The following is a 23,284-nucleotide window of genomic DNA, read 5'->3' on the forward strand; positions in this document are numbered from 1 at the left end:
AAAACACATGCTGCGTCTGCGGCGGGCCGGAGAGATAAACGGAGAACATGTCCCTGAAATTATTCTGCTCAACTCTCATGACGGTACCTCCAGCTACCAGATGCTGCCGGGGTACTTCAGGTTCGTCTGCCAGAACGGCTGCGTCTGTGGTCAGTCTCTGGGGGAAGTACGTGTTCCGCACCGGGGAAATGTGGTGGACAGAGTCATTGAAGGGGCTTACGAGGTGGTGGGCGTGTTTGACCGGATAGAGGAGAAGCGTGATGCCATGCAGTCGCTGGTCCTGCCGCCACCGGCACGCCAGGCGCTGGCACAGGCGGCACTGACTTACCGTTATGGTGACGAACATCAGCCCGTCACCACCGCCGACATTCTGACGCCGCGACGCCGGGAGGATTACGGTAAGGACCTGTGGAGCGCATATCAGACCATCCAGGAGAATATGCTGAAAGGCGGGATTTCCGGTCGCAGTGCAAAAGGAAAACGTATCCATACCCGGGCCATTCACAGCATTGATACCGACATTAAGCTCAATCGCGCATTGTGGGTGATGGCAGAAACGATGCTGGAGAGCCTGCGCTGATGCCGTTTCCCTGAGTGAGGGAATCATTCAGCTTTCGTTCCTGAAAAACACACATTTATTTGTTATTTAAGGAGTTATCTCATGAAAACCGTTTCTCAGAATACCCCCACAATTTATTCAGCTACAACACCAGAGAATAATCCGCCTCAGTTGGTTGCCAGCCTCGTCCCTGATGAACAGCGCATCAGCTTCTGGCCGCAGCATTTTGGCCTCATTCCACAGTGGGTGACCCTGGAGCCCCGTGTCTTCGGCTGGATGGACCGTCTGTGCGAAGACTACTGCGGTGGTATCTGGAATCTGTACACCCTGAACAACGGCGGGGCATTTATGGCACCCGAACCGGATGACGATGATGACGAAACATGGGTACTGTTCAATGCCATGAACGGTAACCGCGCAGAAATGAGCCCGGAAGCCGCCGGTATTGCCGCCTGTCTGATGACGTACAGTCATCATGCCTGTCGTACGGAGAATTATGCCATGACGGTCCATTATTACCGGTTGCGGGATTACGCCCTGCAGCATCCGGAATGCAGCGCCATTATGCGCATCATCGACTGAATGGAGAGAAGCACAATGCAACAACTTTCCTTTCTGCCCGGAGAGATGACGCCCGGCGAGCGCAGCCTCATTCAACGGGCCCTGAAAACCCTGGACCGCCATCTTCATGAACCCGGCGTGGCCTTCACCTCCACCCGTGCGGCACGGGAATGGCTGATTCTGAACATGGCGGGACTGGAGCGTGAAGAGTTCCGGGTGCTGTATCTGAATAACCAGAATCAGCTGATTGCCGGTGAAACCCTCTTCACCGGCACCATCAACCGCACGGAAGTCCATCCCCGGGAAGTGATTAAACGCGCCCTGTACCACAATGCCGCTGCCGTGGTACTGGCACACAATCACCCGTCCGGTGAAGTCACACCCAGTAAGGCAGACCGGCTTATCACCGAACGTCTGGTACAGGCACTGGGCCTGGTGGATATCCGGGTGCCGGACCATCTGATAGTCGGTGGCAACCAGGTTTTCTCCTTTGCCGAACATGGTCTGCTTTAACCCTTCACAACCACATCACACCTGTTTTCACTTTTATCTTCTGTCTTCAGAGGTATCCCATTATGAAAATTATCACCCGTGGTGAAGCCATGCGTATTCACCAACAACATCCGACATCCCGTCTTTTTCCGTTCTGTACCGGTAAATACCGCTGGCACGGCAGTGCTGAAGCGTATACCGGTCGTGAAGTGCAGGATATTCCCGGTGTGCTGGCCGTGTTTGCTGAACGCCGTAAGGACAGTTTTGGTCCGTATGTCCGGCTGATGAGCGTCACCCTGAACTGAGTGGGAATTCTGATGAGCAGAATTATCGCCACTACCGGACCATTCTTAGCCGATTTTCTGTAAGGATTTTATCGTGTCAGACACACTCCCCGGGACAACACTTCCCGACGACAATCACGACCGCCCCTGGTGGGGGCTGCCCTGCACCGTGACGCCCTGTTTCGGGGCACGTCTGGTGCAGGAGGGTAACCGGTTGCATTACCTTGCCGACCGCGCCGGTATCAGAGGCCTGTTCAGCGATGCAGATGCGTACCACCTGGACCAGGCCTTTCCGCTGCTGATGAAACAACTGGAACTCATGCTCACCAGCGGTGAACTGAATCCCCGCCATCAGCATACCGTCACGCTGTATGCAAAAGGGCTGACCTGCAAAGCCGATACCCTCAGCAGTTGTGGTTACGTTTATCTGGCTGTTTATCCGACGCCCGAAATGAAAAATTAACTCTCCAGAATAGCCTTCTGCTACGGCCTGGTGTTTTCACCACGCCACTTTTCCATTTTTATATCTGCATATCAGGAAAATCTTCAGTATGAAAACATTACCTGTATTACCCGGGCAGGCGGCCAGTTCTCGCCCGTCTCCTGTTGAAATCTGGCAGATACTGCTGTCCCGACTGCTGGACCAGCACTATGGCCTCACACTGAATGACACACCTTTTGCCGATGAACGTGTGATTGAGCAGCATATTGAGGCAGGCATTTCACTGTGTGATGCGGTGAACTTTCTCGTGGAAAAATACGCGCTGGTGCGTACCGACCAGCCGGGATTCAGCGCCTGTACCCGCTCTCAGTTAATAAACAGCATCGATATCCTCCGGGCTCGCAGGGCGACCGGCCTGATGACCCGCGACAATTACAGAACGGTAAATAACATTACCCTGGGTAAGTATCCGGAGGCGAAATGATGACACTGGAAGCCGACAGCGTTAACGTACAGGCGCTGGATATGGGGCACATTGTCGTTGACATTGATGGTGTTAATATCACTGAACTGATTAATAAGGCCGCTGAAAACGGTTATTCACTCCGCGTGGTGGATGACCGTGACTCTACCGAAACACCGGCAACTTATGCCAGCCCTCACCAGTTGCTGTAAGACAATGCAGTGATACAGGGTATAGTGCCATTAACCACAGAAACAGCACTGTTGTCCTGTATTAAGCAGGCAAGAGAAGATGTCCTTACCCTGCGCCATCTGCAGCTTCTGAACCAGAACCGGTGAATCTCACTCAACAGGCTTCATTTCTCCTGACGCCAGCCTGAATACAGCTGGCGTTTTCATTTATAAACAGAAAGGAAAACCGATAATAATGGAATGGACGCCCCGACCATGAAGCAACGGTAGGATATTACTGATAAACCTTCCAGTGGAGGTGCGTTATGGCCGTTTTAACGATTAGCATTGACCTGACAAAAAATGAATTCCAAATCCACGGTCTGGGTAGGAACAGAAAAATCTAAGCTCAGAAAACGGATTAAAGTAAGCGTCAACGGAGCACCGTATTGACGCTTATTTATTGGTGAGAACTACGTTCCATGGCAGGAGTTCGTCAACACGGTTGGAGGGCCATTCCGGCAGTATGCTCAGAATATGGCGCAGATACGCTTCCGGATCGATACCGTTCAGACGGCAGGTGCCTGCTTTTCTGGCAACAAGCAGGAATCTCAGCGCTGAAGCAGGAATTAGAGGTAAAAACGCCCTACCGGGCCATGAATCACCCGGTCATTGGAGTAGTAACCAAAGCAGATTTAGCCAGCATGGAACAAATATCTTTGGTGAAAAGTTGGTTACGGGAAGCTGGAGCGCACAACGTGTTAGTAACCAGTGCAGTTAATAACAATGGAGTTACAGAACTTTTTGCCTTGCTGCATACAGAAGAAGGCTGTTGTTAATTTCGATTGGTTCTCGGATGAGAATGATGACGGTGATACACAGATAAGAATCAATGAGCAATGAGGGTTGCCGGGCAACCCTCATTGAATAAAACGGGAATTACTTCGCTTCGCCGTTTTTCATTTCGCCCATAGCTTTCAGCTTTTTGGAGATATCGCGGCGTTCTTTGGAGAGCTCGGCATTTTTGATGATGTAATCGTCAACGCGATCTTCATAGTCACCTTTCATGCTGGCGATGATGCCCTGGATTGCTTCAACGCTCATCCCCGGCTTGATGTAATCGCTCAGGTTGTCCAGCAGCAGGACGCGCTTCTGGTTGTCACGGATCTTTTTCTCAACGTCCTGAATTTCACGTTGCAGTTTGTTCTTACGACGGAACAGACGAACAAATTCCAGTACGTCCTGGAATGAAGGCTTGGTAGTTTCCATTTTTATACCCCTGATAATGTGAGAGTCGGATTCGTTTAAGCAACCGCTATTCGTTAGGGCCAACATTACTCATAGCTGCCGCAGATGACAATGCTTTTATCCCTTTTCACTATCATACCCTTTATCCTTGCTGAATCGAAGCAGCAGCAAGATGATTCTGAAGTTCAGGAATTATTTGCGCAAGGCCCGGCAAATCAGATTCGATAGCAACTCAAGCTGATGCGCCGTTTCCATGTTCAGCCACACATAACCATAGATTGGTGTTTCCACAACCTTCAGGTCATGGTGGTTATTGAGCAACTGACGCAGCTCTTCCACAGCATCGTTCAATTTTTCCGTATTGGCAAAAACCGGCTGCGGATTACCTTCGTACAGCGCATGAACAAGGCTCAGCAGTATTTGCTGCATCATGTGCTGGGTATCACGAAGTTTTTGCGCGTTCAATAACACGAAATGGCTGGGGCGCGTGGCCCAGTATGCATTGATTTGCAACTCCAGCATACAAACCAGATTGCGGTTAATGGTCTGGATACCTTCATATATCGATTTTGGAATACGGGTTTCTTTGCTGGCGGGCGCAATCAGTCCACGCATTTTCACGGCATCGGTCAGGAGTTTTTGTAGATGGCTTTCCAGACGTGGGCGTTCGAGTAAGTTCGGTGAGAATGCAGATTGATAGACCCGATTATACTCGGTCAGACTTTTCGCCAGTTGAATGCGCCAGTGGATGAACGCCCGTTGTGGCCAGATACCGGTAAACAACATTGCCAGTAAAGAGCCGAGGATCACATCGCCGCTTCGCCATAACGCCGTATCAATTTCACCTGTCGGGGAACCCACAACAATTGCCAGCGTCACCCCAATCAATAAACCTTGATACGGTTTCTTGCCCAGCGCCAGCCAACCGCAAAGGAACATGGCCGCCGCGCACCAGACTAACATCAGCGGTAACGAGATTAACTCCAGTTGCAGAGCGATAAGACCTAAAATCGAACCCAACACCGTACCGCCAATACGCTCAAAGGCGCGAGGGACAACGTTACCCCAGAACGAGATTGGCCCCATAATCACCACCATGGTGACCAGCGGCCAGGTGCTTTCCGGGATAGTAAACAGGCGGATAATGAGAAAAGTGAGCAGGAATGCCAGCGCGACCCGAGTACCATGCACAATGCGGTAATGGCGGTATACCCGGATTTCAAACGGGCTTAATGACTTATCGGCACGCACGCAGAAACTCCGTAATGAGATTAAAAGCGCTCATAACTCATCTGTCGGCCAGAAGGCGCGCCTCTGAATTATCCGACGGACAAACCGGGAACAGTGTAATTTCCCGGCAGGAGCGAAAAAATTGAAAGGCGCATCTTACTCTTTTCGCTTTCAAAAAAAAGAGTGGTCATCGCGTTAACACACCGCCCTGAGATGAATTAGTGATGTTTTGGCTGCACCGCAACATACATTTCGATATCCCAGTACCCATCTTCCGCGCCATTGTTCAAATAAACCTCGAAGCAGGGCTTTGGTAACATTTCATAAGCACTGTCCTGCAAGAGACTATTAAAGAACTGATACCAGGGTTTAGCAAAATCATCACCGACTACACGAGCTACCGCCACCGCATACTGACCACCTGTAATTTCTGTCAGAATGACGCCCTCACTGTTTTCGGGAAGCGTAAAGTAACCCGGCACCGTCACGACGGTGTCGCAGCGTAATTTTTCGGCGGGTGTTTCATCTGGATTGTCGTAATAGACAGCAACCCACTCCTTCGGCACAATATTTTTGCTATCTACCCACATCATCAACTGCTCAAAGCCTTTCTTTACCGTCTGTTCCCACGGGCCAACGAGATGGAAACCTGCAACGGTACGTTTCTCTTCCTGCTTAATCTCGTAGTTCATGACGCCTCCATTGATACTGTTTTCATATACAGTATAGTTGCAAAATTAAAACCACAAGGAATGAGTGTTGATTATGCGAGCAGACTCGCACTCCTGCCAGTCTGCTGCAAAAGAAAGGTCAGGCCTTATGGTGGAAATAATCACTCAGGCGAGAAAACATGCTGCCTTCCCCGACAGATTCCAGGGTAACCAGCGGCCAGTGCGCCACCTGTTTATCACGGTCGTAAAGTTCAATTTCCCCTACCCGCTGATGGGCGCTAATTGGCGCGGTGAGTTCTTTACCATCAAGGGTATATTTGGCTTTGATATGTGGAATTTCGGCTTTCGGTAGCACCATCCAGAACTCTTGTTCCGTTCCCAGGTCGATATTTTCTTTATCGCCATACCAGATGCGTTCCGTTCCGACCTTTTTCCCACGGTGCAAAATTTGCACCGTAGTAAAGTTTTGTTGCCCCCAACGCAGTAATTTTCTTGCCTCTTCCTCACGACCTTTTGCACTGTCAGCCCCCATTACCACTGCAATGAGACGACGCTGCCCATCTACAGCCGAAGCAATGAGATTAAACCCGGCACCAGAAGTATGACCCGTTTTCAGGCCGTCAACATTCATGGTTTTATCCCACAACAACCCGTTACGGTTTTGCTGGGTGATACCGTTCCAGGTGAGACTTTTCTCACTGTACATATGATAAAACTCGGGCTCGCCGTGGATGATAGCACGAGAAAGCACAGCTAAATCATAAGCCGAGCTATGCTGGCCAGGTGCATCCAGACCATGCACTGTTTCAAAATGCGTATCCTTGAGATGCAGCTTCTCGGCATAGTTGTTCATCATTTCAACAAACTGCCGTTGCCCACCGGCAATATAGTCAGCCAGAGCAACACAAGCGTCATTTCCGGAATCCACAATTAAACCACGGCTTAAATCACGTACCGATACGCGATCGCCCTCTTTCAAAAACATCAGTGAAGAACCGACAAACACCGGATTATCTTTCGCCCACGCATCGCGCCCCACGGTGACAATATCGTCTGGCGTAATGCGATGACTATCGATAGCGCGATCCACGACATAACCCGTCATCAGCTTTGTCAGGCTGGCGGGATTGCGCTGTTGATGCTCATTACCCGCGGTGAGGATCTGACCGGTGGTGTAATCCATCAATACCCAGGACCCGGCATGAATCTCTGGAGGCTGAGGTGAAAAAGGAATGTTTTCCGCCGCAAAACCAGACGATAAGTTAAAAACGAACAAAGAAGCAGCAATAATAAGACGGCGTTTCAACAGCAAACCCTCAGGAGTTTCAAATAGCTGTTCTTTTTACGGAAATACTTATGAACTGGCTGGAATAAAGTGCAAGAAAATGTGACTACCCTCTCATTTTTATCTGACATGATCTGTTGCCACTCGCTGCCAAATTGTGGCGCTAAAGCTGATTAGCACGGTGATATTTGATACTCTGGCAGACAGCAGAAATAACGGATTTAACCTAATGATGAATGACGGTAAGCAACAATCTACCTTTTTGTTTCACGATTACGAAACCTTTGGCACGCACCCCGCGTTAGATCGCCCTGCACAGTTCGCAGCCATTCGCACCGATAGCGAATTCAATGTCATCGGCGAACCCGAAGTCTTTTACTGCAAGCCCGCTGATGACTATTTACCCCAGCCTGGAGCAGTATTAATTACCGGTATTACCCCGCAGGAAGCACGGTCGAAAGGAGAAAACGAAGCCGCGTTTGCCGCCCGTATTCACTCGCTTTTTACCGTACCGAAGACCTGTATTCTGGGCTACAACAATGTGCGTTTCGACGACGAAGTCACACGCAACGTTTTTTATCGTAATTTCTACGATCCTTACGCCTGGAGCTGGCAGCATGATAACTCGCGCTGGGATTTACTGGATGTTATGCGTGCCTGTTATGCCCTGCGCCCGGAAGGAATAAACTGGCCTGAAAATGATGACGGTCTACCGAGCTTTCGCCTTGAGCATTTAACCAAAGCGAATGGTATTGAACATAGCAACGCCCACGATGCGATGGCTGATGTGTACGCCACTATTGCGATGGCAAAGCTGGTAAAAACGCGTCAGCCACGCCTGTTTGATTATCTCTTTACCCATCGTAATAAACACAAACTGATGGCGTTGATTGATGTTCCGCAGATGAAACCCCTGGTGCACGTTTCCGGAATGTTTGGGGCATGGCGCGGCAACACCAGCTGGGTGGCACCGCTGGCGTGGCATCCTGAAAATCGCAATGCCGTAATTATGGTGGATTTGGCAGGAGACATTTCGCCATTACTGGAACTGGATAGCGACACATTGCGCGAGCGTTTATATACCGCAAAAACCGATCTTGGCGATAACGCCGCCGTTCCGGTTAAGCTGGTGCACATCAATAAATGTCCGGTGCTGGCCCAGGCGAATACGCTACGCCCGGAAGATGCCGACCGACTGGGAATTAATCGTCAGCATTGCCTCGATAACCTGAAAATTCTGCGTGAAAATCCGCAAGTGCGCGAAAAAGTGGTGGCGATATTCGCGGAAGCCGAACCGTTTACGCCTTCAGATAACGTGGATGCACAGCTTTATAACGGCTTTTTCAGTGACGCCGATCGTGCAGCAATGAAAATTGTGCTGGAAACCGAGCCGCGTAATTTACCGGCACTGGATATCACTTTTGTCGATAAACGGATTGAAAAGCTGTTGTTCAATTATCGGGCGCGCAACTTCCCGGGGACGCTGGATTATGCCGAGCAGCAACGCTGGCTGGAGCACCGCCGCCAGGTATTCACACCCGAGTTTTTACAAGGCTATGCAGAAGAGATTCAGATGCTGGCGCAGCAGTATGCCGACGATAAAGAAAAAGTGGCGCTGTTAAAAGCGCTTTGGCAGTACGCGGAAGAGATTGTCTAGTTTGAAGCCTCCGCCGCTGATACGGCGGAGGACAATGTTGGGTCAGGCTTTTTGAACGGTGATGCTCCACGCAGCATCGCCAATCTGCTGATAATCGGTGATGGCATGTCCTTCTTCTGCCGCCCATTGTGGGATTGCTTCTGTTGCCTGGGTGCAATCAAACTCAATTACCAACTCATCGCCGCTGGTCATTTCTGCCAGTGCTGCTTTTGCTTCTATGAGTGGAAACGGACAGACCTGCGTCACCACATCCAGCTTTTTAATCGCCATCTTTACACCTTACTTAATTTGCCGCAGCAGTCGCCAGTCGCGCCTTACGCTGCGGTCGAACATACACAAGCCAGGACGCAGTCCAGACACCGAGAATCATAAATACAAGGCCAACCCAGCCCTGCCAGGTCATCATTGCAGTCATAACCAGTCCATTACCGATAGAGCAACCACCTGCAATACTGGCACCGAAGCCCATCAGTACACCACCTAACCCGCTACGTAATGTTGTTTGTGCATCAGCTGCGCGAACGCGGAACTCACGGCTCCCTTTGGCTGCAATAAATGACCCCACGAAGATCCCTAACACCAGGAAAACGCCCCAGTTAATGTATTTCACGTCACCCGCGACCAGAAATTGCAGAATATTGGCCGTTGGGGAAGTGATTCCTAACCCAAACATGCGTCCGGTTGCTTCACTCAGGGGCCAGGCTAAAAGCGCAATCAAACCGATGAGTACAGCAGTGACAAAGGGATGCCAGCGTTTTTCAAACAGAATATGAGCGATCCCGGTTCGGCGCGGCGGTAAGGTCGCGACTTTGAGTTTTGGCTTCTTCAACTCTTTCATCACCACCCAGAGCGTTATCACCAGCAAAACGGTAACCAACGGCCACACAGACACATTAAAAGTCTCAGCAATAGAGTTATGTTCAGTACTGTAGTGCTGCAAGGTTTGATTTAAACCACTGGCATGTGGAGAACGCATCACCGCACTCATCACCATATAAGTGAAAAGCGCGATCCAACTGCCGATCAATCCCTCCCCCGCGCGATACCAGGTCCCGGTGGCACATCCACCCGCCAGAACAATTCCCAGCCCGAAGATATACCCACCTATAACAGTACCAAGCCACGGGAACGCCCCGGCTTCGTAAGTCAGTAGGCCCGCCTGAATTAACGCAAAAACCCCCACGCTTTGTACCGAAATTGCAATCAGCAGGGCATAAAACATGCGATTATTTTTCGCGATATACATATCGCGAAAACCACCAGTCAGGCAAAAACGCCCACGCTGCATGACAAATCCCAGCAGAGCACCACAAATTAGCCCGCTTAATATCATTGAAAACATAAATTAATTAACCAGATGAATGTTAATAGGGAAATTATTCATGACTGGTGGAATGCAGACCAATAACCAAATTCTCTAAATTAGAACAAATGGTTATTAATGAGGATGTCGATAAAAAAGAATAAAAAAACCGGAGCCCAATATTCATTCGACTCCGGTTTATTATTACAAAAGATGATTACGCTACGTCTTCGTACTGCGGAACCGGATTACGGAAACTCTTGGTGACGCAAGCCAGGTAAATCAGACCGATAGCCGCCCAGATCAGACCCAGAACCATTGAGCTTTCTTCCAGGTTAACCCACAGCGCACCAACGGTCAGCGCACCACACATCGGCAGGAACAGATACTGGAAGTGATCTTTCAGCGTCTTGTTACGCTTCTCACGGATCCAGAACTGCGAGATGACCGACAGGTTAACGAAGGTGAACGCCACCAACGCACCAAAGTTGATCAGCGCTGTAGCCATTACCAGGTCGAAGTTGATTGCCAGCAAGGCAATCGCGCCAACCAGGATGATGTTCATCGCCGGAGTACGCCATTTCGGGTGTACATAACCGAAGAAGCTTTTCGGGAATACGCCGTCACGCCCCATTACGTACATCAGACGCGCAACGCCTGCATGCGCCGCCATACCGGACGCCAGTACGGTAATGGTGGAGAAGATCAGCGCACCAACCTGGAATGCTTTACCTGCAACATACAGCATGATTTCAGGCTGTGACGCATCCGGATCTTTAAAGCGAGAGATATCCGGGAAGTACAGCTGCAGGAAGTAAGTTGCAAAGATGAAGATCATGCCGCCAATCAGCGCGGTCAGGAAAATCGCACGCGGGATCACGCGCTCTGCATCTTTGGTTTCTTCCGACAGGTTGCTGATGCCGTCAAAGCCGGTAAAGGAGAAGCACAGGATTGTCGCCCCGGTAATCATCGGGATAACATGCGCATCGCCAGACCAGAATGGACGAGTGCTCGCCAGCGTACCAGCGCCTTCACCTTCAAATACGCCATAAACAACCATGCCCAGAATCACCGCGATCAGCACTACCTGCAACACGACGATTACAGTGTTGAAGTTCGCTACGGATTTCAGACTACGCAGGTTAAAGGCGGTCATAAAGGCCACCAGCGCCACCACAAACATCCACGATGGGATGGAAGGCACCAGAGCTTCAAAATAAATTTTCGCCAGCAGAATGTTGATCATCGGCGCGAACAGATAGTCGAGCAGAGAAGACCAACCCACCATAAAGCCGACAGTCGGGCTAATGGATTTCTGGGCGTAAGTGTATGCAGAGCCAGCAGAAGGATAGCGGCGAACCAGCTTCCCGTAGCTCAGAGCCGTAAACAGGATCGCAATCAATGCGAACGCATAGGCTGTCGGCACATGACCATCCGTGAGGCCTGAAACGATACCAAAAGTATCAAACAGCGTCATCGGCTGCATATAGGCAAGACCCATCATTACAACCGGAACTAACGTAAGCGTTTTACGCAATTCCACGCGAGAGGTGTTTGGAGTAACGTTATGCGACATGGTCATTCTCCTTTACGGTGATAACCGTCGCGTAAGCAAAAAATTGCCCCATTTTTTTGGATTCCTCAGCGACAACAACTGTCGATTTTTAGTAAATATCTATCCGGTACGAAGCCCGGCCTCTTGGTATGAATGATTGGTTTGAAGCAAAAAATAACCGACGCTGATGAAACGTCGGTTTTTAGTCATTTTTTGACAGCGGCGCATTGTGCCTAAATGGGGGGGAAATGACAAGAGAATGAGAGGCTTGTCATAATAATTTTTCTTTAAATGGCTGATTTTCCGTCATCAGATTTTGCATAAACACCGGCGATCGCACTATTTGCTAAAATTTCATCCCGCCACCAGCCGCTGGCAAGCCCTGCGGTCTGTTCATTCCAGCCAATCCAGACGGGTTCAAAGAGAGTTTGGGCGACCACTTTCTTCTCGATTAACGCGCCACTATCGAGAAACCGTTGCGCCAGATAACGGGGTAAATAGCCGCAGCCGAGGCCGCTAATTTGCAGCTCCAGCTTGGTTTTAAAATCGAAAACGGTAATGGCTTCTTGTTCGTCGAGAAGTTGTGAGGCCGTAGAAGCGCCTGCCTGCGCAGTATCCCCCACCACAATCGCCCGATATCGCTTAATAATACGACGGTTTAACGGCTCTTCTTCCAGAGCTAACGGATGATGAGGCGCGACCGCAAAGACTTGTTCCAGATCGCCCAACCGTGAAAAACCAAACTCACTGGAAGATGGTGGCTCATGCATCGCGCCAACAATAATATCCGCTCGCCCCTGAGTCAGGGCATCCCAGGAACCACCGAGTACGCCATTGATAAACTTCAGGCGCGTCACGCTATGATGTTGATAAAAAGCTTCAATCAGTGGCGCAAGCAGAGAAAAAGGAAACGTGTCGTCCACGCCAATCACCAGCTCGTTTTCCCAGCCTTCATGCAGTTTGATCGCCTGCTTTTCCAGTTCTCGCACGGTATGCAGAACTTCCCGCCCTTTCTCTAATAACATTTTTCCGGTACGGGTGAATTTAGCGCGGTGACCGCTACGATCAAGCAATTGAATATTAAGGTCGCTTTCCAGCTTGTGAACGGTGTAACTCAGAGCGGACGGCGTCTTATAGAGTTTGGCCGACGCCGCCGCAAAACTGCCTTCTTTTTCTAAGGCATCGAGGATCATCAACACATCCAGCAGTGGTTTCATACACGCCCCCTTGCAGTGCATGCGGCGTCCTGCTGGCGTGATCGTTTACTCCAGCGGCATTACCAGCGGATCGGGATACTGGTATTCAAATCCCAGTTCATTACAAATCCGACTGCCATCAATAATCTTACCTTTGCCGCTGTCCAGACTATTTCTGAACTGCGGAGGCTCCAGCCCCAGTAAACGGGCCATCTGCGGATAGAAAACATTACGCGCAGGGTGAGCTGGCGCGCATATATTATAGATGTGTCCGCCTTTAGGTGCCTGTAACAACAGAGTGATAGCGCCAATAACATCTTCTAAATGGACTAAATTAACACCATGTTCACCATCAGGCGCGGTTTTTCCGGCAAAGAAGCGTCCGGGATGACGTCCCGGTCCGACCAGCCCCGCAAGACGCAGAATATCGACCGAAGTACCGGGTAAATTGTGCAGCCAGTCTTCGAGTTCTTCTAATACTCGTCCACTGTTGGTTACCGGATTACGCGGGGTAGTTTCTTTCACCGTGCCTTGCGCGTCGCCATAGACAGATGTTGAGCTGGTAAAAATAATGCGGGGAATACGATGGGCCAGCGCGCTATCCACTAACTCTTGTACCGCTTGTAAATAGAACTCATCGCCGGGGCCGCTACGACGTGCCGGAAGCGTAATGACCAGCGCATCGACATCCATCAGGGCATCCAGATCGTCAGAATCGCAAACTAACTCAGGCTCCATGCGAAGCAGATAGCTATCAATGCCACTCATTCGGGCCGCTTCGACACCATCTTGTGTGGTTTTACTCCCGGTGACTTGCCAGCCTCGCGCTGAAAGTGACATCGCCAGCGGCATGCCTAACCACCCTAACCCGACAATTGCGACCTTTTTCATCCGTTATCTCCTGATACACCTTAGATCTATAAGGCTACGCTAGCGTATCAAAACTGACAATTCATTCTATGAATGAATCTGTTCAATAATGATAACGACATGCTGCAATGAGCAGTGAATCGTCGGTAACCGCGTATACCAGACGGTGCTCCTCTGTAATGCGTCGGGACCAGAAACCTGACAAATTATGTTTCAGGGGTTCTGGCTTCCCCTTACCTTCAAATGGCGTTCTGCGGGTATCTTTGATAAGTTCATTGATCTTTTTAACAATTCGCTTATCTGTTTCCTGCCAGTACAGATAATCGTCCCATGATTCCTCAGACCAGATTAGTTTCACTCAATGATGTCCTTTTCCGTTCCTTTGCCTGATTTCAGGCTATCGATTGAGTCCATCAATCTCCGGGCGTTAGCGGGGGAGCGCAGTAGATAAGCCGTCTCTTCCAGCGAGTTGTATTCTTCGAGTGACATCAGAACACAAGCCTCTCCATTCTGACGAGTAATAAGGATCGGGGCATGATCTTCAACGGCTTTCATCATTGTTGCCGACAAATTCTGACGCGCTTCGCTGTAGCTAATTGTACGCATGTCAATCTCCTCTTTTGTACAGTTCATTGTACAATGATGAGCGTTAATTAACTATTTATTAATTAGTTTGTAGATCAAGGTATTGTCAGTGAGACGAAAATCCAGGCTTCGCTATTTTTGGTGCCATCAGCTTAGAGGACAGTCCTCTTAGCCCCCTCCTTTCCCCGCTCATTCATTAAACAAATCCATTGCCATAAAATATATAAAAAAGCCCTTGCTTTCTAACGTGAAAGTGGTTTAGGTTAAAAGACATCAGTTGAATAAACATTCACAGAGACTTTTATGACACGCGTTCAATTTAAACACCACCATCATCACCATCATCCTGACTAGTCTTTCAGGCGATGTGTGCTGGAAGACATTCAGATCTTCCAGTGGTGCATGAACGCATGAGAAAGCCCCCGGAAGATCACCTTCCGGGGGCTTTTTTATTGCGCGGTTGATAACGGTTCAGACAGGTTTAAAGAGGAATAAGAAAATGACAGACAACACTCGTTTACGCATAGCTATGCAGAAATCCGGCCGTTTAAGTGATGACTCACGCGAATTGCTGGCGCGCTGTGGCATTAAAATCAATCTTCACACCCAGCGCCTGATCGCGATGGCAGAAAACATGCCGATTGATATTCTGCGCGTGCGTGACGACGACATTCCCGGTCTGGTAATGGATGGCGTGGTAGACCTTGGGATTATCGGCGAAAACGTGCTGGAAGAAGAGCTGCTTAACCGCCGCGCCCAGGGTGAAGATCCACGCTACTTTACCCTGCGTCGTCTGGATTTCGGCGGCTGCCGTCTTTCGCTGGCAACGCCAGTTGATGAAGCCTGGGACGGCCCGCTCTCCTTAAACGGTAAACGTATCGCCACCTCTTATCCTCACCTGCTCAAGCGTTATCTCGACCAGAAAGGCATCTCTTTTAAATCCTGCTTACTGAACGGTTCTGTTGAAGTCGCCCCGCGTGCCGGACTGGCGGATGCGATTTGCGATCTGGTTTCCACCGGTGCCACGCTGGAAGCTAACGGCCTGCGCGAAGTCGAAGTTATCTACCGCTCGAAAGCCTGCCTGATCCAGCGCGATGGCGAAATGGAAGAATCCAAACAGCAACTGATCGACAAACTGCTGACCCGTATTCAGGGTGTGATCCAGGCGCGCGAATCAAAATACATCATGATGCACGCACCGACCGAACGTCTGGATGAAGTCATCGCCCTGCTGCCAGGTGCCGAACGCCCAACTATTCTACCGCTGGCGGGTGATCAACAGCGCGTAGCGATGCACATGGTCAGTAGCGAAACCCTGTTCTGGGAAACCATGGAAAAACTGAAAGCGCTGGGTGCCAGTTCAATCCTGGTCCTGCCGATTGAGAAGATGATGGAGTGATCGCCATGAGCTTTAACACAATCATTGACTGGAATAGCTGTACTGCGGAGCAACAACGCCAGCTGTTAATGCGCCCGGCGATCTCCGCTTCTGAAAGCATTACCCGCACCGTTAACGATATTCTCGATAACGTGAAAGCACGCGGCGATGACGCCCTGCGGGAATACAGCGCGAAGTTTGATAAAACCACGGTTACCGCGCTGAAGGTGTCTGCTGAGGAGATCGCCGCCGCCAGCGAACGCCTTAGCGACGAGCTAAAACAGGCGATGGCGGTGGCAGTAAAAAATATTGAAACCTTCCACACTGCGCAAAAACTGCCGCCGGTAGATGTTGAAACACAGCCAGGCGTGCGTTGCCAGCAAGTCACGCGCCCGGTAGCTTCAGTTGGGTTGTATATTCCTGGCGGCTCCGCCCCACTCTTCTCAACGGTATTAATGCTGGCAACTCCGGCGCGTATTGCGGGCTGTAAAAAAGTGGTGTTGTGCTCACCGCCGCCGATTGCCGATGAGATCCTTTATGCGGCGCAGCTGTGCGGTGTGCAGGACGTGTTTAACGTCGGCGGCGCACAGGCCATTGCCGCTCTGGCGTTTGGTACGGAATCTGTGCCGAAAGTGGACAAAATCTTCGGGCCGGGTAACGCCTTTGTCACCGAAGCGAAACGTCAGGTGAGCCAGCGTCTGGACGGTGCGGCGATCGATATGCCCGCAGGCCCGTCGGAAGTGCTGGTGATTGCTGACAGCGGCGCTACGCCAGATTTCGTGGCTTCTGATTTGCTTTCTCAGGCTGAACACGGCCCGGACTCTCAGGTGATTTTACTGACGCCCGATGCTGATATGGCGCGTCGCGTTGCCGAAGCTGTCGAACGCCAGCTGGCAGAACTGCCGCGTGCCGAAACCGCACGTCAGGCACTAAACGCCAGCCGCCTGATCGTGACTAAAGATTTAGCGCAGTGCGTAGAGATCTCCAACCAGTACGGCCCGGAGCACCTGATCATTCAGACCCGCAACGCCCGCGAACTGGTCGATGGCATCACCAGCGCCGGTTCGGTATTTCTTGGTGACTGGTCACCGGAATCGGCAGGTGATTACGCCTCCGGCACCAACCACGTTCTACCGACTTACGGTTACACCGCCACCTGTTCCAGCCTCGGGCTGGCAGATTTCCAGAAGCGCATGACCGTGCAGGAACTGTCGAAAGAAGGCTTTTCTGCGCTGGCTTCGACCATAGAAACACTGGCCGCCGCCGAGCGCCTGACCGCCCATAAAAATGCCGTTACTTTGCGTGTTAACGCCCTTAAGGAGCAAGCATGAGCACCGTGACTATTACCGATTTAGCGCGTGAAAACGTCCGCAACCTGACGCCGTATCAGTCGGCGCGTCGTCTGGGCGGTAATGGCGACGTCTGGCTGAACGCCAACGAATATCCCACAGCCGTGGAGTTTCAGCTTACTCAGCAAACGCTCAACCGCTACCCGGAATGTCAGCCGAAAGCAGTGATTGAAAATTACGCGCAATATGCAGGCGTAAAACCGGAGCAGGTGCTGGTCAGCCGTGGCGCGGACGAAGGTATTGAACTGCTGATTCGCGCTTTTTGCGAACCGGGTAAAGACGCCATCCTCTACTGCCCGCCAACGTACGGCATGTACAGTGTCAGCGCCGAAACGATTGGCGTCGAGTGCCGCACAGTGCCGAGGCTGGACAACTGGCAACTGGACTTACAGGGCATTTCCGACAAGCTGGACGGCGTAAAAGTGGTCTATGTTTGCAGCCCCAACAACCCGACCGGGCAACTGATCAAGCCGCAGGATTTTCGCACCCTGCTGGAGTTAACGCGCGGTAAGGCGATTGTGGTTGCCGATGAAGCCTATATAGAGTTTTGTCCACAGGCATCGCTGGCTGGCTGGCTGGCGGAATATCCGCACCTGGCTATTTTGCGCACACTGTCGAAAGCTTTTGCTCTGGCGGGGCTTCGTTGCGGATTTACGCTGGCAAACGAAGAGGTCATCAATCTGTTAATGAAAGTGATCGCCCCCTACCCGCTCTCGACGCCGGTTGCCGACATTGCGGCCCAGGCGTTAAGCCCGCAGGGGATCGTCGCCATGCGTGAGCGGGTGGCGCAAATTATTGCAGAACGCGAATATCTGATTGCCGCATTGAAAGAGATCCCCTGCGTGGAGCAGGTTTTTGACTCTGAAACCAACTACATTCTGGCGCGCTTTAAAGCCTCCAGTGCAGTGTTTAAATCTTTGTGGGATCAGGGCATTATCTTACGTGATCAGAATAAACAACCCTCTTTAAGCGGCTGCCTGCGAATTACCGTCGGAACCCGTGAAGAAAGCCAGCGCGTCATTGACGCCTTACGTGCGGAGCAAGTTTGATGAGTCAGAAGTATCTTTTTATCGATCGCGATGGAACCCTGATTAGCGAACCGCCGAGTGATTTTCAGGTGGACCGTTTTGACAAACTCGCCTTTGAACCGGGCGTGATCCCGGAGCTACTGAAGCTGCAAAAAGCGGGCTACAAGCTGGTGATGATCACTAATCAGGATGGTCTGGGAACACAAAGTTTCCCGCAGGCGGATTTTGATGGCCCGCACAACCTGATGATGCAGATCTTCACCTCGCAAGGCGTGCAGTTTGATGAAGTGCTGATTTGTCCGCACCTGCCCGCCGATGAGTGCGACTGCCGTAAGCCGAAAGTAAAACTGGTAGAGCGTTATCTGGCTGAGCAAGCGATGGACCGTGCCAACAGTTATGTGATTGGCGATCGCGCGACCGACATTCAACTGGCGGAAAACATGGGCATTAATGGTTTACGCTATGACCGCGAAACCCTGAACTGGCCAATGATTGGCGAGCAGCTCACTAAACGAGACCGTTACGCCCATGTGGTGCGCAACACCAAAGAGACGCAAATTGACGTCCAGGTGTGGCTGGATCGCGAAGGTGGCAGCAAGATTAACACCGGCGTTGGCTTCTTTGATCACATGCTGGATCAGATCGCCACCCACGGCGGTTTCCGGATGGAAATCAACGTCAAAGGCGACCTCTATATCGACGATCACCACACCGTCGAAGATACCGGCCTGGCGCTGGGCGAAGCGTTAAAAATTGCTCTTGGCGACAAACGCGGTATTTGCCGCTTTGGTTTTGTGCTGCCGATGGACGAATGCCTTGCCCGCTGCGCACTGGATATCTCTGGTCGCCCGCACCTGGAATATAAAGCTGAATTTACCTACCAGCGCGTGGGCGATCTCAGCACTGAAATGATCGAGCACTTCTTCCGTTCGCTCTCTTACACCATGGGCGTGACGTTGCACCTGAAAACCAAAGGTAAAAACGATCATCACCGTGTAGAGAGCCTGTTCAAAGCTTTTGGTCGCACCCTGCGCCAGGCCATCCGCGTGGAAGGCGATACCCTGCCCTCGTCGAAAGGAGTGCTGTAATGAACGTGGTGATCCTTGATACTGGCTGCGCCAACCTGAACTCGGTGAAGTCTGCCATTGCGCGCCACGGTTATGAACCCAAAGTCAGCCGTGACCCGGACGTGGTGTTGCTGGCCGATAAACTATTTCTACCCGGCGTTGGCACCGCACAAGCAGCGATGGATCAGGTGCGTGAGCGCGAACTGTTTGATCTCATTAAAGCCTGTACCCAACCGGTGCTGGGCATCTGCTTAGGGATGCAACTGCTGGGGCGGCGCAGCGAAGAGAGCAACGGCGTCGATTTGCTGGGCATCATCGACGAAGACGTGCCGAAAATGACCGACTTTGGTCTACCGCTGCCCCATATGGGCTGGAACCGCGTTTACCCGCAGGCAGGCAACCGCCTGTTTCAGGGGATTGAAGACGGCGCGTACTTTTACTTTGTTCACAGCTACGCAATGCCAGTCAATCCGTGGACCATCGCCCAGTGTAATTACGGCGAACCGTTCACCGCGGCGGTACAAAAAGATAACTTCTACGGCGTGCAGTTCCACCCGGAGCGTTCTGGTGCCGCTGGCGCTAAGTTGCTGAAAAACTTCCTGGAGATGTGATGATTATTCCGGCATTAGATTTAATCGACGGCACCGTGGTGCGTCTCCATCAGGGCGATTACGGCAAACAGCGCGATTACGGTAACGACCCGCTGCCGCGCTTACAGGATTACGCCACGCAGGGTGCCGAAGTGTTGCATCTGGTGGATCTGACCGGGGCAAAAGATCCAGCAAAACGTCAAATCCCGTTGATTAAAACCCTGGTCGCGGGCGTTAACGTTCCGGTGCAGGTTGGCGGCGGCGTGCGTAGCGAAGAAGACGTCGCGGCGTTACTGGAAGCGGGCGTTGCGCGCGTGGTGGTCGGCTCCACCGCGGTGAAATCACCAGAAATGGTGAAAGGCTGGTTTGAACGTTTCGGTGCCGATGCCTTAGTGCTGGCGCTGGATGTCCGTATTGACGAGCAAGGCAACAAGCAGGTGGCAGTCAGCGGCTGGCAAGAGAACTCGGGCGTTTCACTGGAACAACTGGTGGAAACCTATCTGCCCGTCGGCCTGAAACATGTGCTGTGTACCGATATCTCGCGCGACGGCACGCTGGCAGGTTCTAACGTCTCTTTATATGAAGAAGTGTGCGCCAGATACCCGCAGGTGGCATTTCAGTCTTCCGGCGGTATTGGCGACATTAACGATGTTGCTGCCCTGCGTGGCACTGGCGTGCGCGGCGTAATAGTTGGTCGGGCATTACTGGAAGGTAAATTCACCGTGAAGGAGGCCATCGCATGCTGGCAAAACGCATAATCCCATGTCTCGACGTTCGTGATGGTCAGGTGGTGAAAGGCGTACAGTTTCGCAACCATGAAATCATTGGCGACATCGTGCCGCTGGCAAAACGCTACGCCGAAGAAGGTGCAGACGAACTGGTGTTCTACGATATCACCGCTTCCAGCGATGGCCGTGTGGTAGATAAAAGCTGGGTATCTCGCGTGGCGGAAGTGATCGACATTCCGTTTTGTGTGGCGGGTGGGATTAAGTCTCTGGAAGATGCCGCGAAAATTCTTTCCTTTGGCGCGGATAAAATTTCCATCAACTCCCCTGCGCTGGCGGACCCGACGTTAATTACTCGCCTGGCGGATCGATTTGGCGTGCAGTGTATTGTGGTCGGTATTGATACCTGGTACGACGCTGAAACCGGTAAATATCATGTGAATCAATATACCGGCGATGAAAGCCGCACCCGCGTCACTCAGTGGGAAACACTCGACTGGGTAGAGGAAGTGCAAAAACGCGGTGCCGGAGAAATCGTCCTCAACATGATGAATCAGGACGGTGTGCGTAACGGTTACGACCTCGAGCAGCTGAAAAAAGTGCGTGAAGTTTGCCACGTCCCGCTGATTGCCTCCGGTGGCGCGGGCACCATGGAACACTTCCTCGAAGCCTTCCGCGATGCCGACGTTGACGGCGCGCTGGCAGCTTCCGTATTCCACAAACAAATAATCAATATTGGTGAATTAAAAGCGTACCTGGCAACACAGGGCGTGGAGATCAGGATATGTTAACAGAACAACAACGTCGCGAACTGGACTGGGAAAAAACCGACGGACTTATGCCGGTGATTGTGCAACACGCGGTATCCGGTGAAGTGTTAATGCTGGGCTATATGAACCCGCAAGCCCTGGACAAAACCATCGAAAGCGGCAAAGTCACCTTCTTCTCGCGCACTAAACAGCGACTGTGGACCAAAGGCGAAACGTCGGGCAATTTCCTCAACGTAGTAAATATTACGCCGGACTGCGACAACGACACGTTACTGTTGCTGGCGAATCCCATCGGCCCGACCTGCCACAAAGGCACCAGCAGCTGCTTCGGCGACACCGCTCACCAGTGGCTGTTCCTGTATCAACTGGAACAACTGCTCGCCGAACGTAAATCTGCCGACCCGGAAACCTCCTATACCGCCAAACTGTATGCCAGCGGCACCAAGCGCATTGCGCAGAAAGTGGGCGAAGAAGGCGTGGAAACCGCACTGGCAGCGACAGTACATGACCGCTTTGAGCTGACCAACGAGGCATCTGATTTGATGTATCACCTGCTGGTGCTATTGCAGGATCAGGATCTGGACTTAACGACGGTGATTGAGAACCTGCGTAAACGGCATCAGTGAGTTGCGGGGTAAGCGGATGCGATATTGTCGTCGCATCCGGCAAAAAAAACGGGCAAGGTGTCACCACCCTGCCCATTTTCTTTAAAACCGAAAAGATTACTTCGAGTTGTAATTACGCAGAGCATTACGCCCCAACACAATCCCCGCGCCAACCATGCCGCCCAGCAGCACCGCCAGAATCAAGGTAATTGCCTTTTTCGGGCTATCGCGACGAATAGGTAACGTCGGTTTCATCACATAACGGTAAGCATGAATATCAAGATCGTCAACCTTTAAGTTTTCGATATCCAGCAGGTTTTGACGAGTCTGATAGTAGTCTGGCGAAAACACCAACGGACGAGTTGCCTCATGCTTAATCATCGACTCCAGCGCTTCGCTCCCCAAAAGGAACAACGTATCTTGTGTGATATCTTCGCCAGTCTGTTGAATCTGCGGTTTTGTCACCTGCGCCTGATTCGCATACTGCAACGCTTCCTGAATCTGACGGATACGCAGATCTTTCTGCTCCTGCGCAACCACTTCCTGAGTTCTTAAAGAGTCCTGCAAGTTTTTCCGTCCCAAAGCAAGGTTGTCCTTGAGATCCTTTTCTAGCTCTTGATTTACTTTATCATCAACTTGCTGAATGTATTGGGCCAATTTCATTTGTGCGTCCTCTGCAGTTTGCCCAACATAAGAAACAGTCAATGGTAATTGCTGGTTCTTTACAGAAGGTTCGATGGTAAGTTTTTCTGGTTCTTTCTGATTATCCAGCGTTTCTGCTAATGCAGAGAAGGCAGAACTGAAGCGACCAATTAACGCCTCCTGTAAATCCGGCACTTTAGGTGCAGCCTGACCATAGATAACATTCATGGCATTGTTATAGCCAGCAATTTGCCCCACGTCAGGCTGAGTGATAATTGCTGTTGACGTCCATTTCTCCTTCGCTACCGCCAAATACCCAATAGCCAGGGCAATAGCAACAATGACAGAGATGATAATTGTCATCTTGCCACGCCACAACTGCACCAGTAAATCAATCAAATCAATCTGTTCCTGGTCATGGTTTTGCCCAGAAACATTATTATTTTCTACTCTCATCATTACCCTAACGGACGAAATAATTTTAAGTCGCCATAGTTTAGCGATAATCGCCATGAATGCTATAGGATAAATGATAAAAATAATGAATTATTACAAAGGG

General features: G+C 51.1%; 32 protein-coding genes, 1 pseudogene and 1 other annotated feature. Of the genes and pseudogenes, 19 read left to right on the forward strand and 14 right to left on the reverse strand.

Translation table 11 applies throughout. The features are described 5' to 3' along the window. From ACJHX3_RS20410 to ACJHX3_RS20445, 8 genes are all read left to right on the forward strand, one after another. A partial coding sequence (locus ACJHX3_RS20410) for a DUF932 domain-containing protein (RefSeq protein WP_053287808.1) occupies positions 1-580 on the forward strand: 580 nt, incomplete at its 5' end. A gap of 81 nt (positions 581-661) precedes the next feature. Then, on the forward strand, positions 662-1,141 hold the full coding sequence (locus tag ACJHX3_RS20415) for an antirestriction protein (protein WP_000860076.1): 480 nt from the start codon (positions 662-664) through the stop codon (positions 1,139-1,141). 15 nt (positions 1,142-1,156) lie between these two features. Then, positions 1,157-1,633 (forward strand): RadC family protein, encoded by a 477-nt coding sequence (locus ACJHX3_RS20420; protein ID WP_001186773.1) that lies wholly within the window; start codon positions 1,157-1,159, stop codon positions 1,631-1,633. A gap of 62 nt (positions 1,634-1,695) precedes the next feature. Further along, the gene (locus ACJHX3_RS20425) at positions 1,696-1,917 is read left to right on the forward strand and encodes a DUF987 domain-containing protein (protein WP_000692323.1); all 222 of its coding nucleotides are present in this window, start codon (positions 1,696-1,698) and stop codon (positions 1,915-1,917) included. A 73-nt stretch (positions 1,918-1,990) separates the two neighbouring features. Further along, positions 1,991-2,359 carry a type IV toxin-antitoxin system cytoskeleton bundling-enhancing antitoxin CbeA gene (gene cbeA / locus ACJHX3_RS20430; protein ID WP_001285585.1) on the forward strand — a complete coding sequence of 123 codons (369 nt, stop codon included), beginning with the start codon at positions 1,991-1,993 and terminating at the stop codon, positions 2,357-2,359. A gap of 88 nt (positions 2,360-2,447) precedes the next feature. Continuing rightward, on the forward strand, positions 2,448-2,822 hold the full coding sequence (gene cbtA / locus ACJHX3_RS20435) for a type IV toxin-antitoxin system cytoskeleton-binding toxin CbtA (RefSeq protein ID WP_000854814.1): 375 nt from the start codon (positions 2,448-2,450) through the stop codon (positions 2,820-2,822). Beyond that, on the forward strand, positions 2,819-3,013 hold the full coding sequence (locus ACJHX3_RS20440; protein WP_000988600.1) for a DUF5983 family protein: 195 nt from the start codon (positions 2,819-2,821) through the stop codon (positions 3,011-3,013). The genes cbtA and ACJHX3_RS20440 overlap by 4 nt, the downstream gene beginning before the upstream one ends. A 12-nt stretch (positions 3,014-3,025) precedes the next feature. After that, the gene (locus ACJHX3_RS20445) at positions 3,026-3,139 is read left to right on the forward strand and encodes a DUF957 domain-containing protein (protein ID WP_032154230.1); all 114 of its coding nucleotides are present in this window, start codon (positions 3,026-3,028) and stop codon (positions 3,137-3,139) included. A gap of 288 nt (positions 3,140-3,427) precedes the next feature. Here the strand turns inward: ACJHX3_RS20445 and ACJHX3_RS20450 are convergent. Continuing rightward, a pseudogene (locus ACJHX3_RS20450) lies at positions 3,428-3,556 on the reverse strand (transposase domain-containing protein); the annotation flags it as partial. A gap of 71 nt (positions 3,557-3,627) precedes the next feature. On the opposite strand from ACJHX3_RS20450, the gene ACJHX3_RS20455 reads away from it, so the two are divergent. Beyond that, positions 3,628-3,810: a EutP/PduV family microcompartment system protein gene (locus ACJHX3_RS20455; protein ID WP_001016348.1), complete on the forward strand. Its 183-nt coding sequence runs from the start codon at positions 3,628-3,630 to the stop codon at positions 3,808-3,810. 100 nt (positions 3,811-3,910) lie between these two features. Here the strand turns inward: ACJHX3_RS20455 and ACJHX3_RS20460 are convergent, their stop codons facing one another. From ACJHX3_RS20460 to dacD, 4 genes are all read right to left on the reverse strand, one after another. Beyond that, positions 3,911-4,240: a DUF496 family protein gene (locus ACJHX3_RS20460; RefSeq protein ID WP_000450409.1), complete on the reverse strand. Its 330-nt coding sequence runs from the start codon at positions 4,238-4,240 to the stop codon at positions 3,911-3,913. 171 nt (positions 4,241-4,411) lie between these two features. Beyond that, a complete protein-coding gene (locus ACJHX3_RS20465; protein WP_001200891.1) occupies positions 4,412-5,470 on the reverse strand; it encodes an FUSC family protein in 1,059 nt (352 codons plus the stop codon). A gap of 197 nt (positions 5,471-5,667) precedes the next feature. Beyond that, entirely contained in the window at positions 5,668-6,141 is a 474-nt protein-coding gene (sbmC, locus tag ACJHX3_RS20470; RefSeq protein ID WP_001105415.1) for a DNA gyrase inhibitor SbmC, read from the reverse strand. A 118-nt stretch (positions 6,142-6,259) separates the two neighbouring features. Next, positions 6,260-7,426, reverse strand: a complete 1,167-nt coding sequence (gene dacD, locus ACJHX3_RS20475; RefSeq protein WP_000830156.1) for a serine-type D-Ala-D-Ala carboxypeptidase DacD — start codon at positions 7,424-7,426, stop codon at positions 6,260-6,262. Positions 7,427-7,634: 208 nt separating this feature from the next. Between dacD and sbcB the strand changes: the two genes are divergently transcribed. Then, a complete protein-coding gene (gene sbcB / locus ACJHX3_RS20480) occupies positions 7,635-9,062 on the forward strand; it encodes an exodeoxyribonuclease I (RefSeq protein WP_072656679.1) in 1,428 nt (475 codons plus the stop codon). A gap of 42 nt (positions 9,063-9,104) precedes the next feature. Here the strand turns inward: sbcB and tsuB are convergent, their stop codons facing one another. The 8 genes from tsuB to yefM all read right to left on the reverse strand — a co-directional run bounded on the left by tsuB (position 9,105) and on the right by yefM (position 14,592). Continuing rightward, the gene (gene tsuB / locus ACJHX3_RS20485) at positions 9,105-9,332 is read right to left on the reverse strand and encodes a thiosulfate utilization sulfurtransferase TsuB/YeeD (protein ID WP_000985278.1); all 228 of its coding nucleotides are present in this window, start codon (positions 9,330-9,332) and stop codon (positions 9,105-9,107) included. Positions 9,333-9,345: 13 nt separating this feature from the next. Beyond that, positions 9,346-10,404 (reverse strand): thiosulfate utilization transporter TsuA/YeeE, encoded by a 1,059-nt coding sequence (tsuA, locus tag ACJHX3_RS20490; protein ID WP_072656680.1) that lies wholly within the window; start codon positions 10,402-10,404, stop codon positions 9,346-9,348. A gap of 178 nt (positions 10,405-10,582) precedes the next feature. Then, positions 10,583-11,941, reverse strand: coding sequence for a putrescine/proton symporter PlaP (gene plaP, locus ACJHX3_RS20495; protein ID WP_000019197.1), 1,359 nt, complete (start codon positions 11,939-11,941; stop codon positions 10,583-10,585). Beyond that, complete coding sequence (yoeI, locus tag ACJHX3_RS20500) at positions 11,931-11,993, reverse strand: membrane protein YoeI (RefSeq protein ID WP_010723108.1); 63 nt, start codon at positions 11,991-11,993, stop codon at positions 11,931-11,933. The genes plaP and yoeI overlap by 11 nt, the downstream gene beginning before the upstream one ends. Positions 11,994-12,207: 214 nt before the next feature. Beyond that, positions 12,208-13,137 carry a LysR substrate-binding domain-containing protein gene (locus tag ACJHX3_RS20505; RefSeq protein ID WP_000803351.1) on the reverse strand — a complete coding sequence of 310 codons (930 nt, stop codon included), beginning with the start codon at positions 13,135-13,137 and terminating at the stop codon, positions 12,208-12,210. Between the two features lie 45 nt (positions 13,138-13,182). Further along, positions 13,183-14,007 carry an SDR family oxidoreductase gene (locus tag ACJHX3_RS20510; RefSeq protein WP_000754758.1) on the reverse strand — a complete coding sequence of 275 codons (825 nt, stop codon included), beginning with the start codon at positions 14,005-14,007 and terminating at the stop codon, positions 13,183-13,185. 82 nt (positions 14,008-14,089) lie between these two features. Then, positions 14,090-14,344 (reverse strand): type II toxin-antitoxin system mRNA interferase toxin YoeB, encoded by a 255-nt coding sequence (yoeB, locus tag ACJHX3_RS20515; protein WP_000767829.1) that lies wholly within the window; start codon positions 14,342-14,344, stop codon positions 14,090-14,092. Continuing rightward, positions 14,341-14,592, reverse strand: a complete 252-nt coding sequence (yefM, locus tag ACJHX3_RS20520) for a YoeB-YefM toxin-antitoxin system antitoxin YefM (protein ID WP_001259255.1) — start codon at positions 14,590-14,592, stop codon at positions 14,341-14,343. The genes yoeB and yefM overlap by 4 nt, the downstream gene beginning before the upstream one ends. A gap of 282 nt (positions 14,593-14,874) precedes the next feature. Between yefM and hisL the strand changes: the two genes are divergently transcribed. The 9 genes from hisL to hisIE all read left to right on the forward strand — a co-directional run bounded on the left by hisL (position 14,875) and on the right by hisIE (position 22,104). Further along, on the forward strand, positions 14,875-14,925 hold the full coding sequence (hisL, locus tag ACJHX3_RS20525; protein WP_001364200.1) for a his operon leader peptide: 51 nt from the start codon (positions 14,875-14,877) through the stop codon (positions 14,923-14,925). Then, positions 14,901-15,024 (forward strand) — a sequence feature (His leader region). Its footprint overlaps the gene before it by 25 nt. 46 nt (positions 15,025-15,070) lie before the next feature. Further along, positions 15,071-15,970, forward strand: a complete 900-nt coding sequence (hisG, locus tag ACJHX3_RS20530) for an ATP phosphoribosyltransferase (RefSeq protein WP_000131782.1) — start codon at positions 15,071-15,073, stop codon at positions 15,968-15,970. Positions 15,971-15,975: 5 nt separating this feature from the next. Beyond that, entirely contained in the window at positions 15,976-17,280 is a 1,305-nt protein-coding gene (gene hisD / locus ACJHX3_RS20535) for a histidinol dehydrogenase (protein WP_021562654.1), read from the forward strand. After that, positions 17,277-18,347 (forward strand): histidinol-phosphate transaminase, encoded by a 1,071-nt coding sequence (hisC, locus tag ACJHX3_RS20540; protein ID WP_075362563.1) that lies wholly within the window; start codon positions 17,277-17,279, stop codon positions 18,345-18,347. Before hisD ends, hisC begins: the two co-directional genes overlap by 4 nt. Further along, positions 18,347-19,414, forward strand: coding sequence for a bifunctional histidinol-phosphatase/imidazoleglycerol-phosphate dehydratase HisB (gene hisB / locus ACJHX3_RS20545; RefSeq protein WP_000080093.1), 1,068 nt, complete (start codon positions 18,347-18,349; stop codon positions 19,412-19,414). Before hisC ends, hisB begins: the two co-directional genes overlap by 1 nt. Next, positions 19,414-20,004, forward strand: a complete 591-nt coding sequence (gene hisH, locus ACJHX3_RS20550) for an imidazole glycerol phosphate synthase subunit HisH (RefSeq protein ID WP_001103560.1) — start codon at positions 19,414-19,416, stop codon at positions 20,002-20,004. The genes hisB and hisH overlap by 1 nt, the downstream gene beginning before the upstream one ends. Then, the gene (hisA, locus tag ACJHX3_RS20555; protein WP_000586485.1) at positions 20,004-20,741 is read left to right on the forward strand and encodes a 1-(5-phosphoribosyl)-5-[(5-phosphoribosylamino)methylideneamino]imidazole-4-carboxamide isomerase; all 738 of its coding nucleotides are present in this window, start codon (positions 20,004-20,006) and stop codon (positions 20,739-20,741) included. The genes hisH and hisA overlap by 1 nt, the downstream gene beginning before the upstream one ends. Then, the gene (gene hisF, locus ACJHX3_RS20560) at positions 20,723-21,499 is read left to right on the forward strand and encodes an imidazole glycerol phosphate synthase subunit HisF (protein WP_000880175.1); all 777 of its coding nucleotides are present in this window, start codon (positions 20,723-20,725) and stop codon (positions 21,497-21,499) included. The genes hisA and hisF overlap by 19 nt, the downstream gene beginning before the upstream one ends. Beyond that, on the forward strand, positions 21,493-22,104 hold the full coding sequence (gene hisIE, locus ACJHX3_RS20565) for a bifunctional phosphoribosyl-AMP cyclohydrolase/phosphoribosyl-ATP diphosphatase HisIE (RefSeq protein ID WP_000954919.1): 612 nt from the start codon (positions 21,493-21,495) through the stop codon (positions 22,102-22,104). The genes hisF and hisIE overlap by 7 nt, the downstream gene beginning before the upstream one ends. Before the next feature lie 96 nt (positions 22,105-22,200). Here hisIE and wzzB read toward each other — a convergent pair whose 3' ends face one another. Beyond that, positions 22,201-23,181 carry an LPS O-antigen chain length determinant protein WzzB gene (gene wzzB / locus ACJHX3_RS20570; protein ID WP_016242236.1) on the reverse strand — a complete coding sequence of 327 codons (981 nt, stop codon included), beginning with the start codon at positions 23,179-23,181 and terminating at the stop codon, positions 22,201-22,203. Positions 23,182-23,284: the final 103 nt, after the last annotated feature.

The organism is Escherichia sp. WS1265 (assembly GCF_046487585.1).
GTDB lineage: Bacteria > Pseudomonadota > Gammaproteobacteria > Enterobacterales > Enterobacteriaceae > Escherichia > Escherichia coli.

Excerpts from the sequence above, each read along its gene's own strand:
- ACJHX3_RS20415 (WP_000860076.1), top strand. The coding sequence starts at position 662 with ATGAAAACCGTTTCTCAGAATACCCCCACAATTTATTCAGCTACAACA.
- ACJHX3_RS20420 (WP_001186773.1), top strand. The coding sequence starts at position 1,157 with ATGCAACAACTTTCCTTTCTGCCCGGAGAGATGACGCCCGGCGAGCGC.
- ACJHX3_RS20425 (WP_000692323.1), top strand. The coding sequence starts at position 1,696 with ATGAAAATTATCACCCGTGGTGAAGCCATGCGTATTCACCAACAACAT.
- cbtA (WP_000854814.1), top strand. The coding sequence starts at position 2,448 with ATGAAAACATTACCTGTATTACCCGGGCAGGCGGCCAGTTCTCGCCCG.
- ACJHX3_RS20440 (WP_000988600.1), top strand. The coding sequence starts at position 2,819 with ATGATGACACTGGAAGCCGACAGCGTTAACGTACAGGCGCTGGATATG.
- ACJHX3_RS20455 (WP_001016348.1), top strand. The coding sequence starts at position 3,628 with ATGAATCACCCGGTCATTGGAGTAGTAACCAAAGCAGATTTAGCCAGC.
- ACJHX3_RS20460 (WP_000450409.1), bottom strand. The coding sequence starts at position 4,240 with ATGGAAACTACCAAGCCTTCATTCCAGGACGTACTGGAATTTGTTCGT.
- sbmC (WP_001105415.1), bottom strand. The coding sequence starts at position 6,141 with ATGAACTACGAGATTAAGCAGGAAGAGAAACGTACCGTTGCAGGTTTC.
- sbcB (WP_072656679.1), top strand. The coding sequence starts at position 7,635 with ATGATGAATGACGGTAAGCAACAATCTACCTTTTTGTTTCACGATTAC.
- tsuB (WP_000985278.1), bottom strand. The coding sequence starts at position 9,332 with ATGGCGATTAAAAAGCTGGATGTGGTGACGCAGGTCTGTCCGTTTCCA.
- tsuA (WP_072656680.1), bottom strand. The coding sequence starts at position 10,404 with ATGTTTTCAATGATATTAAGCGGGCTAATTTGTGGTGCTCTGCTGGGA.
- plaP (WP_000019197.1), bottom strand. The coding sequence starts at position 11,941 with ATGTCGCATAACGTTACTCCAAACACCTCTCGCGTGGAATTGCGTAAA.
- ACJHX3_RS20505 (WP_000803351.1), bottom strand. The coding sequence starts at position 13,137 with ATGAAACCACTGCTGGATGTGTTGATGATCCTCGATGCCTTAGAAAAA.
- ACJHX3_RS20510 (WP_000754758.1), bottom strand. The coding sequence starts at position 14,007 with ATGAAAAAGGTCGCAATTGTCGGGTTAGGGTGGTTAGGCATGCCGCTG.
- yefM (WP_001259255.1), bottom strand. The coding sequence starts at position 14,592 with ATGCGTACAATTAGCTACAGCGAAGCGCGTCAGAATTTGTCGGCAACA.
- hisG (WP_000131782.1), top strand. The coding sequence starts at position 15,071 with ATGACAGACAACACTCGTTTACGCATAGCTATGCAGAAATCCGGCCGT.
- hisD (WP_021562654.1), top strand. The coding sequence starts at position 15,976 with ATGAGCTTTAACACAATCATTGACTGGAATAGCTGTACTGCGGAGCAA.
- hisC (WP_075362563.1), top strand. The coding sequence starts at position 17,277 with ATGAGCACCGTGACTATTACCGATTTAGCGCGTGAAAACGTCCGCAAC.
- hisB (WP_000080093.1), top strand. The coding sequence starts at position 18,347 with ATGAGTCAGAAGTATCTTTTTATCGATCGCGATGGAACCCTGATTAGC.
- hisH (WP_001103560.1), top strand. The coding sequence starts at position 19,414 with ATGAACGTGGTGATCCTTGATACTGGCTGCGCCAACCTGAACTCGGTG.
- hisA (WP_000586485.1), top strand. The coding sequence starts at position 20,004 with ATGATTATTCCGGCATTAGATTTAATCGACGGCACCGTGGTGCGTCTC.
- hisF (WP_000880175.1), top strand. The coding sequence starts at position 20,723 with ATGCTGGCAAAACGCATAATCCCATGTCTCGACGTTCGTGATGGTCAG.
- hisIE (WP_000954919.1), top strand. The coding sequence starts at position 21,493 with ATGTTAACAGAACAACAACGTCGCGAACTGGACTGGGAAAAAACCGAC.
- wzzB (WP_016242236.1), bottom strand. The coding sequence starts at position 23,181 with ATGAGAGTAGAAAATAATAATGTTTCTGGGCAAAACCATGACCAGGAA.